This window comes from Rhodococcus maanshanensis NBRC 100610 (genome assembly GCF_001894865.1).
GTDB lineage: Bacteria > Actinomycetota > Actinomycetes > Mycobacteriales > Mycobacteriaceae > Rhodococcus_G > Rhodococcus_G maanshanensis.
In genome coordinates this window covers 1-20,643 of record NZ_BCXA01000063.1, presented here as the reverse complement: position 1 = coordinate 20,643, position 20,643 = coordinate 1, and the positions used below count along the sequence as shown (strand labels likewise).

Sequence of the window (20,643 nt, the reverse complement as noted above, 5' to 3'; positions counted from 1 at the left end):
CCGGGAGTGGCGTGGATTACATATTGATCGGAAAACTCCTGGTCGGGGTTGTAGATTGCGATCAACTATTCGGAGGTTTTTGTGTCAGGAATCAAAACCGACCCGGACGGGCCCATCGCGATCGGCGGTCGGTCGCTGGCGGACCAGCTGGCCCAACGGACGCACGCGCTGGTCGCGGAGACGGTGCACGCGGTGTGGACCGAAGTCCCCTTCTATCGGTCGCTGCCGGAGGAGGCCATCCGCAACGACGTGACCGCCATCGTGCGGCGGAACCTGGAGCTGTTCATCGCGATGCTGCGGACCGCGCGTGAGCCGACCAAGGGTGAGGTGGCGGAGCTGCGTGATTCGGCAGGTCGCCGTGCGGAGGAGCTGGTGCCGCTCGCCGAGGTCCTGCACGCGTACCACCTCGGGATCCAGCATTGGTGGGCGGCGATCTCCGAGCTGGCCACCGACGGGGACGGCCCGGCCCTGGCGCGGGCCGGGCGGCAACTGCACACCTACCTGCTGGCCGCCACGTCCGCGGTCGTGGCCGGATACGGGTCGGATCACGGGCCTGCGGGGGAGGACGACGCCGCCAGGCGCGCCCTGCTGATGGCCTTGTCCGCGGGTGCAAACCCGGCGGGGACCGCGGATCGGGTCGGATTGACGCTCGCCCGGCTCTACTGGGTGGTCGCGATCCACGTCGGCCCGCACCCCGACGAATCAGCGGCGGAGGTGGACACCGCGGTGGCCGAGCGGCGCAAGGTGCGGCGGCTGCAGCGCGAACTCGACAACGTCGGCCGGGACACGGCGCTGTGCGCGGTGACCAGCAGCGGCGGGACGGCGCTGATCCCCATCGTCGACTCGGATCCCGCCGAGGACAACTGGGAGGGCAGCCCCCAGTACGCGCAGCTACGGCGCAATCTGCTCGATCTCGAGCGGGCGATCGGCGCCGCGGTCGTCGTCGCGGTGTCCGCCGCGGCGCCCTCCCGGGTGCCGGGCGCGTTGCAGGAGGCGCGTGAGGTGCTCGCGGTGGCGCGATGTCACGGGCATCGCAGCGGGCTCTTCCGGCTGCGGGACGTCCCGGTCGAGTATCAGCTGACCAGGCCGAGCGCCGCGCACGCGGTGCTGGCGAATCTGTTGTCCCCGTTGGATGCCCACGAGCCGATCCTGCGCACCCTCGAGGCGTTCGTGGACACCGGCTACGACCGGGCGGCCGCGGCCGCGGCCCTGCACGTCCATCCGAACACGGTGCTCTACCGGCTCCGCAAGCTCGCGACGCTGACCGGGCTGGACGTGTCGTCGCCGCGGGATCTGGTCCGCGTCACCGCGGCGCTCGCGGCGAGGCGCTCGGGCGCCGCGGCGCCCTGAACGGCAGTCGTTGTCGCATTCGGCGGCGCGACCGGACGCCGGTGCGTTTGTATGTCGGCATGGACCTTCAGACGATCTCCGACCGCATCGAGATTCAGGATCTGTTCACCCGCTATGCGCACGCGGTGGACAGCAAGGACTGGGCTCTCTATCGCACCGTGTTCACCCCGGACGCGCACATCGACTACTCCACGGCAGGCGGGCCGAGCGGCGACCTCGAGTTCGTCGTGTCGCAACTGGCCACGATGCTCGACCTCTTCGCACAGACCCAGCATTTCGTCTCGAACATCGATGTGGATCTCGACGGTGACCGGGCCCGGGTCCGCGCGATGTTCTTCAACCCGATGATCGTCAAGAAGGACAGGCAGTTCTTCTGCGGCGGTTGGTACAACCACGAGCTCGTCCGCACGCCCGAGGGCTGGCGCAGTCGCAGCCTGGTCGAGGAGTCGGCCTGGTTCGACGGTGTGGCGGAGGCGTTCGCGGACTGACCGCGGCGTCGCGGGGTTAGCCTCGATCATGCGCATCGACATCGACCCACACTCGTCCACGGCGCCGTACGAGCAGCTGCGGCTGCAGATCCTCGATCTCGTCCGGCGAGGCGAGCTGATCGCGGGCACCAAGCTGCCGACGGTGCGGGCGCTCGCCGAGGAGTTGGGGCTGGCGGCGAACACCGTGGCCCGGGCGTACCGAGAGCTCGAACAGCTAGGGGCGATCGAGACGAGGGGGCGGCTGGGGTCCTTCGTTGCCGCGGTCGGAGACGCCTCGATGGCCGCCGCGCAGCGCGCCGCAACCGACTATGTCGCCACCGTCCGAGGGCTCGGCCTCGGCGACGAGACCGCCGAGAAGTTGTTCAAGGCGGCACTGCGGGGGGCCTGAGGTGGACCCATGGAGCCGCAACATGGTTGACGCTTCAACCATGCGTGTGTCACAGTTGGTGCGTTCCCGTCCGTCGCGCCGCACATCGAAAAGGACTCCATCATGAAATCCGCCGCATTCCGCGACCTCGCCATCCTCATCGCCCGGGTCGGCATCGGCGTCATCTTCGTCGCCCACGGCTGGCAGAAGTTCTTCACCATGGGAATCGACAAGACGCAGGTCGCGTTCGAGGGCATGGGCGCACCCGTGCCGGACATCTCCGCGATCGTGGCCGCGACCATCGAACTGGTGGGTGGCTTCGCCCTCATCGCGGGGGTCGCCACGCCGATCGCCGGGATCCTGTTGTTCCTCAACATGGTCGGGGCGTTCGCGATCGTGCACTGGGACAAGGGCATCTTCGTCAGCGAAGGCGGATACGAGCTGGTGCTGGCGCTCGGAGTGGGATCGCTGCTGATCGCCGCGACCGGCGCCGGACGATTCAGCGTCGACGGGATTCTCGGCGGCAGGTCGTCGGCTCGGTCCAGGGCGTAGCGGGGCGGAGCCGCTCGGGTAGGTCGTCGTTCCGCGCCTGTCGCGCTTGCTTTTGCCGGACAGGGCAAGCAACGTAGGAGCACATGGCGTCGAATTCCGATCTATCCGAGCAGGATTCCGACCGCACCGACGACGAGATCATCGGTCACGTCGTGACGCGCACGACCGGCGTCCGGACCGACCATGTGGTATTCGGGGTCACGGCCGCGATCGTCGCCGCGATCGTGCTCTGGGGCCTGGTGGGTCCGGACAGCCTCGACTCCGTCACGGGCTCCGTGCTCGACTGGCTGGTCACCAATCTGGGCTGGCTGTTCATCCTCGCCGCCACCGGATTCGTGTTGTTCGCACTGTGGCTGGCGCTGAGCAAGTACGGCCGGATCCCGCTCGGGAAGGACGGCGAGAAGCCGGAGTTCAACACGGTCAGCTGGATCGCCATGATGTTCAGCGCGGGAATGGGCATCGGGCTCATGTACTTCGGTGTCGCCGAGCCGCTCGCGCATTTCGTGAACCCGCCGCCCGGGACCGACGGCGGGGTCGGCACCGCGATGGCGACCACGATGTTCCATTGGAGTCTGCATCCCTGGTCCACCTACGCGGTGGTGGGGTTGGCGCTCGCCTACGGCACCTATCGACGCGGCCGCAAACAACTTTTCAGCTCCGCGTTCGTCGCGCTGCTCGGGCGCCGCGCGGAGGGCCCGATCGGCAAGGTCATCGACATCCTGGCCATCTTCGCGACCATGTTCGGCACCGCCGCTTCGCTCGGGTTGGGCGCGCTGCAGATCGGCTCGGGCTTCGAGGTCGCGGGCTGGATGGAGGAGGCGGGCACGCTGCTGCTGGTCTCCATCGTCGCCGTGCTGACGCTGGTGTTCGTCGCGTCCGCGGTCTCGGGGGTGGCCAAGGGCATCCAGTGGCTGTCGAACATCAACATGGTGCTGGCGCTGGTGCTCGCGCTGTTCGTGTTCGTGCTCGGGCCGACGGTGCTGATCCTCAACCTGATCCCGACCGCCCTCGGCGCCTACGCCGCCGAGATCGCGGAGATGTCCGCCCGCACAGCGGCATCGAGCAACCCGGAGACCGCCGAGTGGCTGTCCTCGTGGACGATCTTCTACTGGGCGTGGTGGATCTCGTGGACCCCGTTCGTCGGCATGTTCCTGGCCCGCATCAGCCGCGGCCGCACCATCCGCGAGTTCGTGATCGGCGTGATCCTGGTCCCGAGCATCGTCAGCCTGTTCTGGTTCTCGGTGTTCGGCGGCGCGGCCATCGGTGAGCAGCGCAGCGGTGTCGACCTGGCGGGGCGCGGCAGCTCCGAATCCCAGCTCTTCGGCATGCTGGACAATCTGCCGCTGGCGGGCGTCTCGACCGTCCTGGTGATGCTCCTGGTCTCCATCTTCTTCGTCTCCGGCGCCGACGCCGCGTCGATGGTGATGGGAACGCTGTCGCAGCGCGGCACCCTCGACCCCAGCCGCTGGGTGGTGATCTTCTGGGGCCTGGCCACCGGCGGTGTCGCGGCGCTGCTGCTGTGGACCGGTGGCGAGGATGCGCTCCACGGTCTGCAGACGATGACGATCATCGCGGCGGCGCCGTTCGTCGTGGTGATGATCGGCCTGTGCGTCTCGCTCTACCGGGACCTGTGCCACGATCCGATGATCCTGGAGACGAAGAGGGAGCGGCGGCGGGTGCCGCGCGCCCGACGCGGGCCGAGCAGGTCTGCCAGCAACGGCTCCACGGTGTGATGCGACGGAAACCCTGGAATGGCAAGGGTTTCCGCCGCATCGGGGCGCTCAGCGGCTCAGGCCGGCCCTGAGCTCGTGCTTGCGGGCCTTGCCGGTCGCCGTCTTGGGCAACTCGTCGACGACGATCACCCGCTTGGGCACCTTGAAGCCGGCCAGGTGCTGCTTGGCGTGGGCGATCACTTGGGCTTCGAGTTCGGCGGGTGCGGTGGTGGCGTCGGCGGCGACGACCACGGCGCACACCGCCTCGCCCCAGCGCTCGTCCGGCAGGCCGACGACGGAGCACTCCTGGACCCCCGGCGCCGCCGAGACGACCCGCTCGACCTCCACTGACGAGACGTTCTCGCCGCCGCTCTTGATGATGTCCTTGAGCCGATCGGTGAACCAGACGACCCCGTCCTCGTCGAGATGGCCGACATCGCCGCTGTGGAACCAGCCGTGCGCGAAGGCCGCCCGATTCGCGTCCGCGTTGTTCCAGTAGCCGCTGCTGACATGCGGTCCCCGGTAGACGATCTCGCCGCTCTCGCCGGCAGGGAGAAGCGTGCCGTCGTTGTCCATGATCTGCACCTCGACGGTCGGGACCGGTGGGCCCCACGAGTTCGCCTTGGTGTGGCGGTGCTCGGGCCACTGCAGCACGGTCGCAGGCACCACCTCGGTCTGACCGGAGCCGAGGATCACCGAGGCGTTCGGGAACGCCTCGTCGACCTGGTCGAGGAGGGTGTCGGGCATGGGAGCCATCGCGTAGATGCACAGCCGGACCGAGGAGAGGTCCCGCGCCGCGGCGGCCTGCGTGCCCACCAGCGCTCGGTACATGATCGGCAGGAACATCACGTGCGTCGCCCGGTGGGCCTCGATCGCGTCGAGCACCGCGCCCGGGTCGAACGGTCCTGGCAGCACGACCGTGCCGCCGATCATCAGGGTCGGCAGGACCAGCGTGTTCAGGCCCGTGGTGTGGAACATCGGCAGCACGTTGACCAGGGTCGCGTGCTCACCACCCCAGGACGCGCCCTGCATCAATGCGTTGGTCAGGCCCGCCACGAAGACCGCGGTGTGGCTGGCGAGAACGCCCTTGGGGCGGGAGGTGGTGCCGGAGGTGTACAGGCACTGTGCCGCGTCCCGGTCCTCGACGAGCACCTCGAGGGGACCGGCAGGTTCGCGGAGCGCGAGGTCCTCCCAGTTCCGTGTGGACACCCCGCCCGTGGATGCGGCCGGCCCGGCGCCGACGAGGATCACGGACTTCACCTCGGCGAGCCCGGGCAGGATCTTCTCGAGCAGTGGGCCGAAGGCGGCGTCGGCTACGACGGTGGTGGTGCCCGAGTCGTTCAGGATCCAGGCGATGTCCTCGGGCGCGAGCACGACGTTCACCGGCATCGCCACCAGTCCCGCCTTGGCACAGGCGAAGTAGGTCGCGACGAACTGCCACGAATTGCCCATCAGCATCGCGACCGGTTGCTGGTGGGACAGGCCAGACTCGAGGAGCGAACGTCCGACGGACTCCGCGGCGGCGTCGAGTTCGCGGTAGGTGATCGACCGGCCGCGGTCCGCGATCGCGGTGCGGGAGCCGAACATTCGCGCCGACCGGGTGAGGGCGTCACCCAGCGAGGTGCGGGTGGCCAGGTTGACCTCGAGCGCGGTCAGACCGGACAGATCGGGTTGCATACGTGGCCTCCACGGGACGTCGAAGGGACGCGCCACCCGAACGGCTGGGCGCCCACGAGGTTGGTGACTGGGGTCACATTCGGCCCCTTGGGAGGCGACTGTAGGCGCGAACGGAAAAACAATCAAGCATGCTTGATTGGATTGGTCGAGGGCGGCCTGAAGTCCGGGGTCAGCGCCAGCTCGGCAGCCACAGTTGCTGCTGCCATGCCTCCGGCGTGATCGGGATCGCGGTGAGGACCGGCCAGAGCCAGATGAAGTTCGCGATCACCAGGCCGAGGTAGAGGCAGACCGCGAGCAGCCCCGTGCCGCGACGTTCCGCTGAGGCCCTGGCCCGGCCGATGATCTCGCCGAGCGCGAGCGCCAGTCCCATCACGAGGAACGGGGCAAGGGCGACGGCGTAGAAGAAGTACATCTGTCGGTCCATGGTGACGAACCACGGCAGCAGTCCGGCGCCGTAGCCGGTGAGCACGGCCGCGTACCGCCAGTCCTTGGACACCACCGTGCGCCACAGCGCCCATGCGAGCATGGGCAGCGCCAGCCACCAGATCGCTGGGGTGCCGATCAGCATGACCGCCTTGACGCAGCTCGACGCGCCGCACCCGGAGATCTGCTCGCCGTCGGCGAAGTAGTACAGCATCGGGCGCAGCCCCATCGGCCACGACCACGGCTTCGACTCCCACGGATGATGGTTGCCCGCGGAATTGGTCAGCCCCGAATGGAATTCGAGCACGTTCCCGCTGTAGTACCAGAGCGAGCGCAGTGCGTCGGGGACGAACGCGAACTGTCCGTCGGTGCCCACCTTGGTGCCGACGGCGTTCCGGTCGACGCCGGTCTCCGAGGCGAACCACGACCAGTAGCTCGCCAGGTACACCAGCACCGGGATCACGACGAGGGCGTAGAGCGCCGGTCCCACATCGCGCAGACCGGCGCCGATCCACGGTCGGTTGACGCCGTAGGCGCGCCGGGCGGCGACGTCGAACGCGACGCTGAGGAGACCGAAGAAGACGATGAAGTACACGCCCGACCACTTGGTGCCGCACGCCAGCCCGAGCAGCACGCCCGCGCCGAACCGCCACCAGCGCACCCCGAGGCGTGGCCCGTAGGGGGAGTCGTGGATCCTGCCCTCGACCCACACCAGGGCCATCCGTTGGCGTACCTCGTCCCGGTCGACCACCAGGCAGCCGAACGCCGCGACCACGAACACGGCCATGAAGATGTCCAGCATCCCGATCCGCGAGGACACGAACGTGACGCCGTCGGCGATGAGCAGCAGCCCGGCGATCGCACCGACGAGGGTGGAGCGGGCCATCCGGCGGACGATCCGCACCACCAGCAGCACCAGGATGGTGCCCGCGACCGCGGACGCGAACCGCCAGCCCCAGCCGTTGTAGCCGAAGATCGCCTCGCCGACGGCGATCAGCTGCTTGCCGATCGGCGGGTGCACCACGAGGCCGTAGCCGGGGTTGTCCTCGAGCCCGCCGCCGGTGAGCACCTGCCAGCCCTGGGGCGCATAGTGCTTCTCGTCGAACACCGGGGTGCCTGCGTCGGTGGGGTAGCCGAGCATGACGAAGCGGGTGATCGCCGCCAGGGTGGTGAGGAAGATGGTGACCGCCCAGCCACGCATCCGGTCGGTCGGACCGGGGTCGAGGGTGGGCGCGGTCGGCGCCGGGCTGACGATCAGGGTGTCGACTGCGGGCGTCGCGCGCTCGTCGGTCAACTGGGTCACGTGCTCGATCGTAGGCTGTGTGACATGAACGGTCGTCTTGTCCTAGCCGCGACACCGATGGGTGAGGTCCGTGACGCCTCCGAACGCCTCAAGGAGGCCCTCGCAACCGCGGACGTCGTCGCGGCGGAGGACACCCGCCGCACCAAGCACCTGGCGGCCGCGCTCGGGGTGGTGATCACCGGCAAGGTGGTCAGTTTCTACGACCAGGTGGAGACGAGCCGGCTGCCGGCGTTGGTCGCCGATGTCGCCGAGGGCAAGACCGTGCTGCTGGTGACGGACGCAGGCATGCCGTCGGTCAGCGATCCCGGCTACCGGTTGGTGGCGGCGTGCGTGGAGAATGACCTGCCGGTGACCTGCCTGCCGGGTCCATCGGCCGTCACGACCGCGCTGGCGCTGTCCGGGCTGCCGGTCGAGCGCTTCTGCTTCGACGGGTTCCCGCCGCGCAAGCAGGGGCAGCGCCGGGCCTGGCTGGAGTCGCTGCGCACCGAGCAGCGGGCGTGCGTGTTCTTCGAGGCGCCGCACCGGTTGGCCGCCTGTCTGGCCGACGCGGTCGAGGTGCTCGGCGGAGACCGCCGCGCGGCGGTGTGCCGGGAGCTGACCAAGACCTACGAGGAGGTGCGCCGCGGCACCCTTGCCGAGCTGGCGCAGTGGGCGATCGAGGGGGCGCGCGGGGAGATCACCGTCGTGCTCGAGGCCGCGCGTCTCGTCGCCGCGGAGCCCGAGGATCTGGTCGGGGAGGTGGAGCGGCTCGTGGAGGGCGGAGCGCGGCTCAAGGACGCGTGCGCGATGGTCGCGACCGCAGGGGTGTCCAAGCGTGAGGTCTACGAGGCGGTGCTGGCGGCCCGGCAGGGCTGAGTGGGTCCGGCAGCCGGAGCGTCAGTTCGGCGGTGCGCCCATCAACATGATGAGGCCGACCGCGGCGGCGAGGACGAGTGCTGCGGCGAGGGTCGGTGGAACCGTGGACGCGATCTTGGCGGCGATTCTGCTCATGGTCACTCCGTCGTGTGTGGTCGGCCACGTGCACACCGGCGGGAACAACCCCCCCTCGGGCTGACAGTTCCCGCCGGTGTGGCGCGGTGATGCAGGGCCCCCCGTGCGTCGAGATCAACTCTGGTCGGCGAGTGGGACCCAACCAAACCGCGCGTCCCGCTATCCGGGTATCGTCCCAGTTCGCAGTGGGTGAGGAACTTTTCCGCAGCGGAATTTCCACGGCAGGAACTGGGGTGATCGACGATGTCCGGTGGCGATTCGGCCGATGCGGTGGACGGTGCTGCGGACGCACAGGCGCGGAGCCGGCGGAGCGCCCCCGACGAACAGGCGGGTAGCCAACCGAACGACCCGGACGCACAGGCGCGCCTGCACTTCGCGGATCAGCTGCGCCTGCTGTTCGCGACGGCAGGCGGACCCGCCCTGAAGAAGGTCGTGTCCGAGGCGTCGGCGGTCGGCCGGACCATCGGCACGGATCGTCAGGTCTCGGTCCAGCGGCTGAGCGATTGGCGATCGGGCAAACGCGTCCCCGCGACGTTCGACTCCGTCCGCCCGGTTCTGGTGGTCCTCATCCGCGCGGCCCAGACGCTGCACGGCACCCAGCCGCCGGTCCCCGGCCTGTACTCGATGAAGCAGTGGCTGGCGTGGTGGTCGAGTGCCCGCGACACGAACGCCGCGCGCGGCCGCGGCGAGACGGCCGATCAAGTGGCGCCCGCTCCGGTGACCGGGGTTCGGCCCTATCGCGGGCTCGAGCCGTACCGGGCCGAGGACGCGCGGATGTTCTTCGGCCGCGGTGCCAGCCTGCCCGGACTGGTCGACACGGTCACCTCCGCACACGGGCACGGGCTGGTCATCGTGACCGGTGCCTCGGGGGTGGGGAAGTCGTCATTCGTCCAGGCGGGTCTCGTCGCGGAACTGGCGGGCCAGGGATCCGGCGCCTGCGGCCGACCGGTGGTGCTCACCCCGGGACCACGTCCGCTGCAGGCTCTGGGCGAGGCACTCCCCGAGCTGCGGGAGGCGGTCGGCGATCCCCGGCCGGAGGTCGTGCGCCGGGCCGTCCGTGCGGCCGCCGCCCGGCTGGATTCGAACCCGCTGCTGATCGTCGTGGACCAGATCGAGGAGCTGTTCACCCAGTGCGATGATCCCGAGGAGCGCGACCGCTTCCTCACCCTTCTCGATCTCGCCGCGACGACGGTCGGCGCGGAGGAGACGCCCGATGCCGCGCCCGTCGTCGTCGCGACGATGCGCTCCGACTTCTACGGGCAGGCGCTGTCCCAGCGGGTGCTCGCCCGCGCGCTCGAACGCCACAGCAAGGTCCTCGCGCCGCTGACGCGGGAGGACATGGTGGAGGTGATCACCCAGCCCGCCCGGATGATCGGTCTCAAACTCGAGGCGGGGCTGGTCGACCTCATCCTGCACGATCTCGGGGTGCTCACCTCGGACGAGGGCGCGGGCACGGTGCTGCCGTTGCTCTCGCACCTGCTCGACACGATGTGGGAGCGCAGGCGCGGCGGAGTGCTCACCGTGGCGAGCTACCGCGCCACCGGCGGTGTGCGTGGGTCCGTCGCGGCGACGGCCGAGCGCACCTGGGCGGCGTTGGACGAGCGGGGACGGGTGCTCGCCAGGGCGATGCTGGTGCACCTGGTGTACGTCACGGATACCGGCACCGACGTGAAGATCCGGCGCACGCTGCCGCAGTTGCTGGCCTTCGCGGGCGAGGACGCGGCGACCGGCAGGCAGGTGGTCGACCAGTTCATCGCGGCCCGCGTCCTGGTCGCGGACACCGAGAGCGTTGAGCTCATCCACGACGCGGTGATCGACGCCTGGCCGCGGCTGAAACAGTGGATCCAGGAGGACCGCTCGTACACCGCGCTGCGTCAGCAGATCGAGGCGGACGCCACGAACTGGGAGCAGGCGGACCGCAACAACAGCCTGCTCTATCAGCGCGGCCGCCTCGACATGGTCGCCGAGCACGACGCGTCGCGGGTCGCCGTCGAGGGGCTCGGCGCGACGAAGGTCGCCGCGTCCCTGACCCCGATCGCCTCGGAGTTCCTCGCCACGTCGACCGGGCACGTGCGCCGGGACACCTGGATCCAGCGGGCCGTGATGGCGGCGCTGGTGGTGTCCACGGTGATCGCGTTGGTCGCGGTGTCGATGGCCTGGACCGCGAAGCAGCGCGCCGAGTCGGAGCGGTCGGCCGCGCAGTTCCGCCAGTTGATCGCGCTGACGGACTCGCTGCGGGATTCCGACCCGACGACCTCCGCGCGGCTGGCGATCGAGGCGTGGCAGATGAATCCGGGCAACGACGCCGCGTACTCGCGCCTGATCGCGACCGAATCGACCCCGGTGGGCCGCGTCCTGACCGGCCATCAGGGCCCGGTCTACGGGGTGGCGGTCTCGCGCGACGGCAGGGCGATCGCCTCCGCAAGCGACGACCGCACCGTTCGCCTGTGGGACCTCACCGATCGCACCGACCCGCGACCGATCGGGGGCCCGCTCGGCGGTGCCGAGAAGTACATGGCGTCGGTGTCGTTCAGCCCGGACGGGCGGATCCTGGCCGCGGGCAGCGGCGACGGCCTCGTGTTCATCTGGGACATCACCGACCGGTCCGCGCCGCGGCCGCTGCTCGACGGGACCAAGGTGGGGGCCAGGGCGGTCCACAACCTCCGGTTCAGCCCCGACGGGCGGATCCTGGCGGTGCCGAACGACGACGGCACGGTGACGATGTTCGACACGTCGGAGCCGTTCTCGGGTCACTTCGGTTCCACGGTTCTGCCCGCCCATCAGGGCGCGGTCCGGACGGTGTCCTTTCGCGGGGATTCGGCGGTGCTGGCGACGGCGAGCGATGACCGCAGCGTCCGGTTGTGGGACATCGCCGGGGTGGGCGGCGGCGTCGCGCCCGTCCCGTTGCCGTCGGTGCTGACCGGATTCGGCGACGTGGTGCACTCGGTGGCGTTCGCGCCCGACGGGCGGACCCTCGCCGCCAGCAGCGATGACGGGGTGCTCCGGGTCTTCGACACCACCGACGTGCGGGCGGTCGGCGAGATCGGGGCCCCGGTCCAGGCCCACACCGGTGGGGTGTGGACGATCGCCTTCGCCTCGGACGGCGCGACCCTGGTGAGTGCCTCGTGGGATGGCACGGTGAAGACGTGGTCCCTCGACCCCGCTTCCAGGAGCCTGCGCGAGCTGCGTCCTGCCCTGACGGGCAACGGCGGCGGAGTCCCAGCGCTCGCCCTTGTGCCCGACGGCGCCGCCATCGTCACCGGTGGACAGGACTCGACGGTCCGGGTGTGGACCCTGCCGACGACGGCGATCCACGTCTCGGCGTCGGCGCTCACCCAGCCCGCGGCCAGCCGCGACGGATCGTTGGTTGCGACGGGCGGATACGACTCGGTGATCCGGCTGTGGCGGGCCGCGGCGGATCGACGGTTGTCCCTGGCGGGTGCGCTCGCGCTGCCGCGCCCGTTCGGAGGAGCCCACGTGGTGGCGCTGTCACCGGACGGCGGCACGATGGCGACAGCACCGACCTCGGGTGGGCAGGTGCAGCTCTGGGATGTGCACGACCCGAATCACCCACGTGCCCTCGGCGGACCGATCCTGACGCAGACGAGGTTCACCTGGGAGTTGGCCTTCAGCCCTGACGGGTCGACCCTGGCCATCGGTGCGGACGATGTCAGCGTCCGGCTGTGGAACCTGGCGGATCCGGAACGGCCGGTGCCGTGGGGTGAACCGCTCGGCGGTCCGACCAATCTCGTTCGCACGGTGGCCTTCAGCCCGGACGGGCGCGACCTGGTGGCGGCCGACGCGGACGGCGGGATGCACGTCTGGGATGTGCGGGACGCGGCGAGCCCGCGCGAGATCGTGGTTCCGGACGGCGGTCAGGCGGACGGGATCAACTCGATCTCGTTCAGCCCGGACGGAACCATGTTGGCGACCGGGGGTGACGAGCAGTCGGTCGTGCTGTGGGACCGGGCAGGCGACGGAACCCTCACCATGAGGGGTTCGCCACTGCGCGGGCACACCGGCACCGTCTACTCGGTGTCGTTCGATCCCGACGGTCGCCACGTGATCAGCGGCAGCGACGACGGCACGGTGCGGCTGTGGGACGTCGCCGACACGGGGTCGATGCACAACGTCGGTGGGCCGATCACCACCGCGGGTACGGGCCGGTGGCAGGTGGCCTTCCTGCCGGGCACCCACGCCGCCCTCTCCGGGGACGGCGAGGGCGTGCTGCGGACCTGGGAGCTGGACGCGCCGTCGATCATCCGTCGGATCTGTTCGTCGACGGCCCCACTGTCGGCGGACCGCGCGGCGGACTTCGAGCTGTCCGGCTCGGGGGAGCAGGCCTGCGCGCAGGGCTGAGGGGCGACTACCCGAGCGACATGATGCTCGACGCCTTGTCGAGGCATTCCTGCCACTCGGCGTCCGGGTCGGAGTCGATGGTGATGCCGCCGCCGACGCCGAGCACCGTGTTTCCGTCCGGGTCGAACTCGACGGTGCGTATCGCCACGTTCAGTTCGGTGCCCGCGAGCGGCGACGCGAACCCGACTGCGCCGCAGTACACCCCGCGATGGTCGGGCTCCCAGTGCGAGAGCAGCTGGCGGGCACGGTGTTTCGGGCAGCCGGTGACCGAGGCGGGCGGAAAAGTGGCCTCCAGCAGGGCGGCGGTGGTGGTGCCGGGCGCGGCGGTCGCGGCGACGGTGGAGACCAGGTGCCAGACTCCCGGGGCGGGGTAGACACCGAGCAGGTCGGTGACCGTGACCGATCCGGGTACCGCGATCCGGCCGAGGTCGTTGCGCACCAGATCGACGATCATCACGTTCTCCGCGACGTCCTTGACGGAGGCGCGCAGGCGGTCCGGATCGTCGGAGATGGGCAGCGTGCCCTTGATCGGGCTCGAGCGGAGCAGGTCCCCGTGGCGCGAGAGGAACAGTTCGGGGGACAGCGATGCCACCGCGCCCCACTCGCCCTTTACAAAGGCGGCGCGGGCGGGCCGGGTCGCGGCCACGGCGTCGGCAAAGAAGTGCAGCGGTTCGCCCTCCGCGTGGCCGCGGAACTGGGTGCACACGCAGGCCTGGTACACCTCGCCCTGCCGGATGGCCTCGAGGCACTGCTGCACGCCGTGGCGGTGCGACTCGCGGTCGGGCGCGGTCCACTCGATCCGCCAGGGCTGCGCGGGCGCGGCGGGCGCGGTGACGGCGTCCGACCATGCGGTGGGGCAGGGGTCGTCGGTCAGGCTCTCGTACCACCAGCAGCCGTCGCGGTCCTGCCGCAACACCGAGTCCGTCCAGCCACCTGCCGCGGCGGGGAGCGCGGCGGTCGCACCGCTGACCGGGTTGTCGGGGTACGCGAGATAGCCGATCCAGCCGCCGCCGATCACCGGACGGTCGTTCCCGGGTTCCCCGCGGGCGGTGACCGTTTCTCGATCCGAGAGGCCGAATGCGCTCGCCGTGCCGACGGGGGCGGTGTGCACGGTCGGGGCCAGCACCGCAAGGGAACCGAACCAGTCGCCGATCAGCGCCGCAGGCGCGGGTGTGCCGCGGTCGACGGCCAGGCTCGCGAGGGCGCGCAACACGTCGGCCGGGTCGCCGCCGTCACCAATCCGCTCGATCCGCACCCGACAAGCGTGACACGGCCCCGCCCGCACACCCGAATCGAGCGGTCACGGGCTGTCAGTGCGGACCGCGACGCCACCGGTACACCCCGCGTGTCGCCTGCTTCGTCATGAACTGCACCGTCGTGGCGCAGACCTGTTCCTTCACGAGCGCTCCCACCCGGCCGGTGATCGCAGGCCAGGCGGGGGAGTCGTCCGCGCGGGCAGGCTGGAAGGCCCCGTGTCGCCTGCCGAGGCTGATGCACTGGCCAACGAATCCGAGCGAGAGCGGCGCCGGCTCGGTGCCGCCGAGTCGGGCGAGGACCGTGTCGGCGGCGTGTGCACCCATCGGTAGGGCGGCCTGGCAGCTCATCCGGAGGTGGCCGAGTTCGTCCGGCGGTCCGGCGACCGCGTCGCCTGCGCCGACGATCGACGGGGCGCTACGGCTGGTCAACGTCGCGTCGACCAGCAGCCTGCCGTCGGCATCGACCTCGAGTCCGCTCCTGCGGGCCAGGTCGGGAACCGCGAAGGAGGCCGCGAGCACCGTGCAGTCGCTCTGAAGGATCCGCCCGTCCGCGAGAGTGACCTTGCCCTCGGCGATTTCGGCTACCCGGTTCCCGTCGATCACCGTGACGCCGAGTGCGGCCAGCGTGGCGAGGATCTTGCGTCGCGTCCGTGGCGGCAGGGCCTTCGCCACCGGGGAGTCGGACACCAGGGTCACGGCGATCTCGCGATCGCTCTCGGCGAGCTCGGCCGCGGTCTCGACGCCGGTCAGTCCGCCCCCGATCACGGTGACGGCGAGCGGTCGCGGCAGAGCGCGCAATCGGAGCCGGAGCAGGTGCGCCTGTTCGAACTCGGACAGGGAGAAGGCGTGTTCGGATGCTCCCGGGATGTGGTCGCGTCGGTCGGTGCTGCCGACCGCGTAGACCAGATGTTCGTAGGCGAGGTGCTCGCCATCGGTCAAGCTGATCGAACCGGCCTGCGCGTCGATCCGCTCGACGGTCCCCACCCGCAGCTCCACCTCGGGGTGGAGCACCCGCTCGAATGGGACTGTGGCGTCGGAGTTTCCGGTGACGAGCTGATGAAGCCGGATACGTTCGACGAATGCGGGCCGGGGATTGACGACGATCACACGCGTGTCCTCGCTCCGTGATCTCAGCCTGTTCGCGGCCATCACCCCGGCGTAGCCCGCCCCGACGACCACCACATTTGCGCTCATCGGCGCACCCCCTTCGACACCTTCAGTTCGGCGACCACGGACGTGGCCGCGCGCACAGCGCTGTTGATCGCGATCTCCCCGCGCATCCCGGGGGCGGCGACCATGTCCCCGACGAGGTACACCCCCGAGCCCCGGTCGATCCCGGGTCGGTCGCGCCAGGTCTGGCCCGGCAGGTCGACGGCGCCGGTCCTGCCCCTCGCCGTCGAGGTCCGTTGCCAGGTGACCCGGTCGCGCCAGTCCGGAACCGTGAGATCGGTGAAACGATACAAGCGGGTGCGGGCCTGGTCGACGGACTCGCCCGCGCGCACCGGCATGTCGATCTGGAACAGGGACTCGCCCGCCGGCGCGACGGAGCGGTCCTGCATCGAGTAGCAGTCGTGGAAGCCGCCCTCGTCGAGGTCGGCGGCGGTGAACAGGTCGCGTCGTCCCTCGCGGACGGCGAGGTCGAGCATCACGCAGTGGCCGCTCTGCCAGTCCAGCGACGTGTCGCCGAGGAGGCTTCGCGCGGAGGAGAGTTCGGTTGCGACGATCGTCGGTGTGGAGGGGATCGCGTCCACCCGGGAGCCCAGTTCGATCCGGACCCCGAGGTCCCGCGCGCGGACCGCCATCCGGTTCGTGACCGCCTGCCATCCGCCTGCCACGTAGCGCACGCCGGGGAGTCGCGGTCCGTAGATCCGTTGAAACAGATTCCATACGAAGGCCGCCGAGAGCTTCCCGGTGTCCGCCTCGTAGGTCGCGACGCCGACGGAGTTCGCCATCGCCTTTGCGGCCTCGTGTCCGAAACGCTGTGTGGCCCATGAAAGGAAGTCCGTGTCGACGGGCGCGGCGGCCCAGGGGGTGAGCTGGGCCCGCAGCATCCCCATCGGCGGCCGCCTGCGAAATCTGCCGCCCGACCGGAAGCCGAGCAGTGCGAGGCTGCGGACCGGTGGGAGGCACAGGTCGGCGACGAATCCACGCCGCTTGAGCCACTGCCAGTGCGGGCCGTCCGCGTAGAACACGTGCGCACCCTCGTGGGCGACATACGGGCCTGCCGTGGCACGGGCCCGGCCGCCGAGCGTGGCGTGCGCCTCGTGGAGGGTGACCCGGGCGCCCGCCTCTGCACACGCGATCGCCGCGGTGAGTCCGGCGAGGCCGCCGCCGATCACAGAAACCGAATCAGTCACGACTGCGACGTTAGGGAGCGAGCGACGATTACTCCAATGCATTGTTTCTGTCGTCTCGATGCGCTAGACGTATGGATATGACCCTGACGCAGCTCGCCTGCTTCCTCGCCGTCGCGCGCACCGGGCATTTCACCAAGGCGGCCCGCGAGGTGCACCTGGCCCAACCCTCCCTGAGCAGACAGATCCTGGCGCTGGAGAAGAGCCTGGGCGCCAGCCTGTTTCACCGCGCGCGGGGGAATATCGCGCTGACCGCGGCGGGCGAGGTGTTGCTGCCGCTGGCGACCAGGATGCTCGCGGACGAGGAGCTCGCGTACCGCGAGATCGCCGAGCTGACCGGGTTGCGGCGCGGCCGGGTGCGCCTGGGTGCGCCGCCGAGCCTGTGTGTCAGCCTCGTCGCGGATCTTCTCGAGCGCTATCTCGCGGCGTACCCGGGAATTGCGTTGAACGTGAACGAGAGTGGATCACGAGCGCTGGTCGACGCATTGACCGGCGGTCTTGTCGACATGGCGTTGATCGTCTCGAACGAGGACCGCGGCGAGGACGCGCTGGAGGTCACTCCGCTGTTGCGGGAGGACCTCGTCGTGGTGTCCTCGGCCGCCGTCGATCCGCTCACCGTGCGGGGTGCGTTGACGCTCGACGAACTCGCACGCTCCCCCCTGGTGATGTTCCACCGTGGATACGACCTGCGCGCGGCAACCGACGCCGCGTTCCGGCAGGCCGGATTGACGCCGCGGGTCGCGGTTGAGGGCGCGGAGATGGAGGGGGTGCTGCGGTTCGTCGAGCGCGGACTCGGTGTGGCCGTGGTGCCGTCGTTGGTGGCGGCCCATCGGCCCGGCCTGCGCCCCGTGAGGCTCAAAGCGCCGGAGCTCAGCCGCACCATTTCCCTGGCCCGCCGGGCCGACGTGCAACCGACCCACGCCGCTCGGGCGATGCAGGACATGCTGACGGTTGTCGTCGACGACATGGTCGCGGGAGGGGCGCACGGTCTCACGCGCCTGTGATCCGCCTTCACCCCGCGATCGCACGCCCGCCGGCCGACAGCGTGGCCGCATCGGCGGCCTCCCGTCCCGCCCGCGCGCCCCTCGGGTCGACCGCGGAATGCTGCCAACTCTTCGTGGGGCCGAACAGGCGGTCCACCTCGGCCTTCACCGCCGCCGCGCGCCCGGCGAGGAGGGGGAGCAGATCCCCGAACCGGACTTCGGCGTCGACCACGACCCGCGCGGTAGCGGCCTTGTCCGCCTCGGTCAGTCGTTGGCCGATCCGGATGGCGAACCCGAACAGGAAGGCCTTGCGGAACGAGGTGGATCGCGAACCGTCCTCTCCCGCCTTGCTCATCGCCCTTGTCGCCTGGACGAGCAGCGAGGTGAACAGCATCTCGACCTGCTCGAGGTCGACAGGAGCCCCGACCATCGTGGCGGTGGCCATTCGTGAGTTGTACAGGGTCCGAACATGATTGGCATGGCCGATCGAGGTGAGCAGCAGGGCCTTCTGCTTGACATACGGGTTGTCGAGGTGGACCCGCCTGCTGTGCACGGTGACGCCGAGGCCCGGCTCGCCGGCGTCGAGAAGTGCGGAGCTGATCGCGTACCGGGTCATCAGCTCCTGGGCCTTGGCCGTGAGCGTCTCGGCCTCCTCGGTGAACTCCGTGCTCTCGGCCTTGGCCAGCAGACCGCGAATCTTGTTCAACACCTTCAGATCTGCCGGGCGAGATGGCTGTGTCTCCGGTTCGCTGCGCTGCCGAGGCCACGCCGAGGGCGGCGGGCACAGTGCCGTCCAGGGGCTCAGGTACTGCCACAGGAACCCGAGTGATCGGGCGTGCGCGTGGTCGACTGCCGCGCTCGCGACCGCCTCCGGGTGTGCGTCCACGATTGCCTGCAGCTGGTCGAGCCACTGCCGCGGAGCCCTCGACCAGGCGCGGCTTCGTCGCGACTCCTCCAGGATCAGCGCCGCCGCGGTGAGGGTGACGGTGGCGTCGAGCGCGCGTCTGGTGACGTGGATGACATCTGCGGGCTGCCAGCCGTGCTCGTACGCCTGGGCGAGCGCGTCGACTGCGGACATCTGTCGAATGCGTGTTCGATTATCGCTCATGGCGACAGTGTGCACCGAGGGTCCGACACGTGGTCCCGTCGCAGCTCAGGGGCGGGACAGGGCCTACTTGCGTCTGATGGCGCGCCCGCCCTTGGCCAGCGATGCGCTGTCCGCCGCGGCCCGCCCTGCGTGCCATCCCCTGGCGTCCACCGACCGGGCCCTTGCCTTCTTCGTGCTGGGGAACAGCCGGGTGAACTCTGCGTCGACCGCAGCGGATGTGGTGGCGAGGACCGGCAGCAGATCGCTCAACGGGATCGACTCCTCGTCGGCCGCCGCCTCGGTGGCCTTGGCGTCGGCGTCGTGCAGTCGCTGCCCGATCCGGCTGGCGAACCCGGCGAGGAAGGCCTTCCTGAACCCGGTGGTGCGCGCACCGCTGCGGCCCTCGGCGGCGGCCGACTGCATGGCCCTGGCCGACTGGACCAGCAGCGAGGTGTACAGCAGGTCGACCTGCTGTAGGTCCACCGGGGTCCCGACCGCGGCGACGATGTCGAGGTCGCCGAACAGGACGGTGCGAACCCGGTTCGCGTCGCCGATCGCGGTCAGCAGGTGTGCCTTCTCCTTCAGGTACGGATTCTCGAGGTGAAACCGGCGGCTGTGCACCACGGTTCCGCCGGTGTGGGCGCGTGACCGCAGCAGGACGGCGGTGATCGCGTACCGCGTCATCAGCTCCTGCGCCTTCGCGGTGAAGGCCTCGGCCTCCTCCGCGAACTCGGTGCGCTCCGCCTTGGCGAGCAGCCCGCGGATCCGGCCCAGCACCTTCGGATCCGGGGCGGTCGAGGGTCCAGGGACCTCGGCGTCGGCTTCCGTGTGGGGGTGCGGCCGCTGCCCTGACCGGGCGGCGCTCTCAGCAGGCCACTGCGACGGAGGGGGCAGCAGAATCATCCAGTCCGGCAGCCGGTTCCACTCCGCCGCCAGCTCGGACAGCTGAAAGCCGAGGAAGCCCGACCGGCCTGCGGTCAGTACGCCTGCGAGGTGCCCGCCCGGCGGACCGGTGACCGGTGTCCGGTCCGCCAGGCGGGCCTGCTCCGGGTACAGCTCGGCCACGGCGGTCAGCTGATCGGACCACTCCGCGGGGGCCCGCTCGGCCGCACAGTTCAGCCGCGCCTCGTACAGCAGCACGGCCGCGGCGAGGGTGGGTGGCGACTCGGCGCCCCTGCGGGTCAGGTGGAGCAGATCTGCGGGTTGCCAACCGCGTTCGTAGGCGCCGACGAGCGCGTCGAGGAGCGCCGCGGCCTCGGCCGACGGTCGGCCGTCGTCGGGCACGCCCTCGTCCCTCATTGGAAGTTCGGCGCGGATACTCCCTCATTCACGAGGGAGAGGAAGCGCCGTCCTCCTTTCTGTCGGTGGTGTCGGCTACGTTGCGGGGCGTGGGGGAAGTGGTGCGGTACACGTACCGGTTGCGGCCCGGCGCGCAGGCGGAGCGGGCCCTGACCGCTGAGTGGCATCGATGCAGGTTCCTGTGGAATGAGGCTGTCCACCAGCAGAAGTCGGGAAGTCTGCCGACGTTCGGGAAGCTGTCGAAGCTCCTCACACAAGTGCGGTCGCGTAGTACGTGGCTGCGTGACGGGTCGCAGGTCGCACAACAGCAGACGCTGCGCACATTCGCGCAGGGTCTCGAACACTCCTTCACGATGAAGGGCCGGGGGCGACCGGCGTTCAAGGCGCGAAAGAACTCGCTTCCCTCGCTCGAGTACACCGTGCGGGGATTCTCCCTGCATGAC

Annotated in this window: 15 protein-coding genes and 1 pseudogene; 9 read left to right on the top strand and 7 right to left on the bottom strand. The window is 70.2% G+C overall.

Going from position 1 to position 20,643, the window contains the following annotated elements:
• Nucleotides 1–81: 81 nt before the first annotated feature.
• The 5 genes from RM1_RS24540 to RM1_RS24520 all read left to right on the top strand — a co-directional run bounded on the left by RM1_RS24540 (nucleotide 82) and on the right by RM1_RS24520 (nucleotide 4,490).
• Nucleotides 82–1,350 (top strand): PucR family transcriptional regulator, encoded by a 1,269-nt coding sequence (locus RM1_RS24540; RefSeq protein ID WP_072754226.1) that lies wholly within the window; start codon nucleotides 82–84, stop codon nucleotides 1,348–1,350.
• A 59-nt stretch (nucleotides 1,351–1,409) separates the two neighbouring features.
• Nucleotides 1,410–1,838 carry a nuclear transport factor 2 family protein gene (locus RM1_RS24535; protein ID WP_072754225.1) on the top strand — a complete coding sequence of 143 codons (429 nt, stop codon included), beginning with the start codon at nucleotides 1,410–1,412 and terminating at the stop codon, nucleotides 1,836–1,838.
• A 28-nt stretch (nucleotides 1,839–1,866) separates the two neighbouring features.
• Nucleotides 1,867–2,226, top strand: a complete 360-nt coding sequence (locus tag RM1_RS24530) for a GntR family transcriptional regulator (protein ID WP_027501135.1) — start codon at nucleotides 1,867–1,869, stop codon at nucleotides 2,224–2,226.
• Nucleotides 2,227–2,328: 102 nt separating this feature from the next.
• A complete protein-coding gene (locus tag RM1_RS24525) occupies nucleotides 2,329–2,757 on the top strand; it encodes a DoxX family protein (protein ID WP_072754224.1) in 429 nt (142 codons plus the stop codon).
• An 83-nt stretch (nucleotides 2,758–2,840) separates the two neighbouring features.
• Nucleotides 2,841–4,490 (top strand): BCCT family transporter, encoded by a 1,650-nt coding sequence (locus tag RM1_RS24520; RefSeq protein WP_072754223.1) that lies wholly within the window; start codon nucleotides 2,841–2,843, stop codon nucleotides 4,488–4,490.
• 48 nt (nucleotides 4,491–4,538) lie between these two features.
• On the opposite strand, the gene RM1_RS24515 is transcribed toward RM1_RS24520, so the two are convergent.
• Both RM1_RS24515 and RM1_RS24510 read right to left on the bottom strand, forming a co-directional pair.
• Complete coding sequence (locus tag RM1_RS24515) at nucleotides 4,539–6,146, bottom strand: long-chain-fatty-acid--CoA ligase (RefSeq protein ID WP_072754222.1); 1,608 nt, start codon at nucleotides 6,144–6,146, stop codon at nucleotides 4,539–4,541.
• A 169-nt stretch (nucleotides 6,147–6,315) separates the two neighbouring features.
• Complete coding sequence (locus RM1_RS24510) at nucleotides 6,316–7,824, bottom strand: dolichyl-phosphate-mannose--protein mannosyltransferase (protein WP_072754235.1); 1,509 nt, start codon at nucleotides 7,822–7,824, stop codon at nucleotides 6,316–6,318.
• A gap of 72 nt (nucleotides 7,825–7,896) precedes the next feature.
• Here RM1_RS24510 and rsmI point away from each other — a divergent pair, with 72 nt between their 5' ends.
• Nucleotides 7,897–8,727: a 16S rRNA (cytidine(1402)-2'-O)-methyltransferase gene (gene rsmI / locus RM1_RS24505; protein ID WP_072754221.1), complete on the top strand. Its 831-nt coding sequence runs from the start codon at nucleotides 7,897–7,899 to the stop codon at nucleotides 8,725–8,727.
• Nucleotides 8,728–9,105: 378 nt separating this feature from the next.
• Nucleotides 9,106–13,221, top strand: a complete 4,116-nt coding sequence (locus RM1_RS24500) for an nSTAND1 domain-containing NTPase (protein ID WP_083576936.1) — start codon at nucleotides 9,106–9,108, stop codon at nucleotides 13,219–13,221.
• A 7-nt stretch (nucleotides 13,222–13,228) separates the two neighbouring features.
• Here the strand turns inward: RM1_RS24500 and RM1_RS24495 are convergent, their stop codons facing one another.
• From RM1_RS24495 to RM1_RS24485, 3 genes are read right to left on the bottom strand one after another with little or no spacing between them, the layout of a single operon-like run.
• Nucleotides 13,229–14,476 (bottom strand): aminodeoxychorismate synthase component I, encoded by a 1,248-nt coding sequence (locus RM1_RS24495; RefSeq protein WP_072754220.1) that lies wholly within the window; start codon nucleotides 14,474–14,476, stop codon nucleotides 13,229–13,231.
• A 55-nt stretch (nucleotides 14,477–14,531) separates the two neighbouring features.
• On the bottom strand, nucleotides 14,532–15,671 hold the full coding sequence (locus RM1_RS24490) for an NAD(P)/FAD-dependent oxidoreductase (protein ID WP_072754219.1): 1,140 nt from the start codon (nucleotides 15,669–15,671) through the stop codon (nucleotides 14,532–14,534).
• Complete coding sequence (locus RM1_RS24485; protein ID WP_083576935.1) at nucleotides 15,668–16,834, bottom strand: FAD-dependent oxidoreductase; 1,167 nt, start codon at nucleotides 16,832–16,834, stop codon at nucleotides 15,668–15,670. The genes RM1_RS24490 and RM1_RS24485 overlap by 4 nt, the downstream gene beginning before the upstream one ends.
• Nucleotides 16,835–16,911: 77 nt before the next feature.
• Between RM1_RS24485 and RM1_RS24480 the strand changes: the two genes are divergently transcribed.
• A complete protein-coding gene (locus tag RM1_RS24480; protein WP_083576934.1) occupies nucleotides 16,912–17,835 on the top strand; it encodes a LysR family transcriptional regulator in 924 nt (307 codons plus the stop codon).
• A 7-nt stretch (nucleotides 17,836–17,842) separates the two neighbouring features.
• Here the strand turns inward: RM1_RS24480 and RM1_RS24475 are convergent, their stop codons facing one another.
• The gene (locus RM1_RS24475; protein WP_245816597.1) at nucleotides 17,843–18,892 is read right to left on the bottom strand and encodes a DUF2786 domain-containing protein; all 1,050 of its coding nucleotides are present in this window, start codon (nucleotides 18,890–18,892) and stop codon (nucleotides 17,843–17,845) included.
• A gap of 93 nt (nucleotides 18,893–18,985) precedes the next feature.
• The gene (locus RM1_RS24470; protein ID WP_245816596.1) at nucleotides 18,986–20,185 is read right to left on the bottom strand and encodes a DUF2786 domain-containing protein; all 1,200 of its coding nucleotides are present in this window, start codon (nucleotides 20,183–20,185) and stop codon (nucleotides 18,986–18,988) included.
• 104 nt (nucleotides 20,186–20,289) lie between these two features.
• On the opposite strand from RM1_RS24470, the pseudogene RM1_RS26630 reads away from it, so the two are divergent.
• A pseudogene (locus RM1_RS26630) lies at nucleotides 20,290–20,643 on the top strand (RNA-guided endonuclease TnpB family protein); the annotation flags it as partial.

What these genes read in the sequence shown, in the direction of transcription:
- RM1_RS24535 (WP_072754225.1), top strand. Translation starts at nt 1,410, where the DNA reads ATGGACCTTCAGACGATCTCCGACCGCATCGAGATTCAGGATCTGTTC.
- RM1_RS24530 (WP_027501135.1), top strand. Translation starts at nt 1,867, where the DNA reads ATGCGCATCGACATCGACCCACACTCGTCCACGGCGCCGTACGAGCAG.
- RM1_RS24525 (WP_072754224.1), top strand. Translation starts at nt 2,329, where the DNA reads ATGAAATCCGCCGCATTCCGCGACCTCGCCATCCTCATCGCCCGGGTC.
- RM1_RS24520 (WP_072754223.1), top strand. Translation starts at nt 2,841, where the DNA reads ATGGCGTCGAATTCCGATCTATCCGAGCAGGATTCCGACCGCACCGAC.
- RM1_RS24515 (WP_072754222.1), bottom strand. Translation starts at nt 6,146, where the DNA reads ATGCAACCCGATCTGTCCGGTCTGACCGCGCTCGAGGTCAACCTGGCC.
- rsmI (WP_072754221.1), top strand. Translation starts at nt 7,897, where the DNA reads ATGAACGGTCGTCTTGTCCTAGCCGCGACACCGATGGGTGAGGTCCGT.
- RM1_RS24500 (WP_083576936.1), top strand. Translation starts at nt 9,106, where the DNA reads ATGTCCGGTGGCGATTCGGCCGATGCGGTGGACGGTGCTGCGGACGCA.
- RM1_RS24490 (WP_072754219.1), bottom strand. Translation starts at nt 15,671, where the DNA reads ATGAGCGCAAATGTGGTGGTCGTCGGGGCGGGCTACGCCGGGGTGATG.
- RM1_RS24480 (WP_083576934.1), top strand. Translation starts at nt 16,912, where the DNA reads ATGACCCTGACGCAGCTCGCCTGCTTCCTCGCCGTCGCGCGCACCGGG.
- RM1_RS24475 (WP_245816597.1), bottom strand. Translation starts at nt 18,892, where the DNA reads ATGTCCGCAGTCGACGCGCTCGCCCAGGCGTACGAGCACGGCTGGCAG.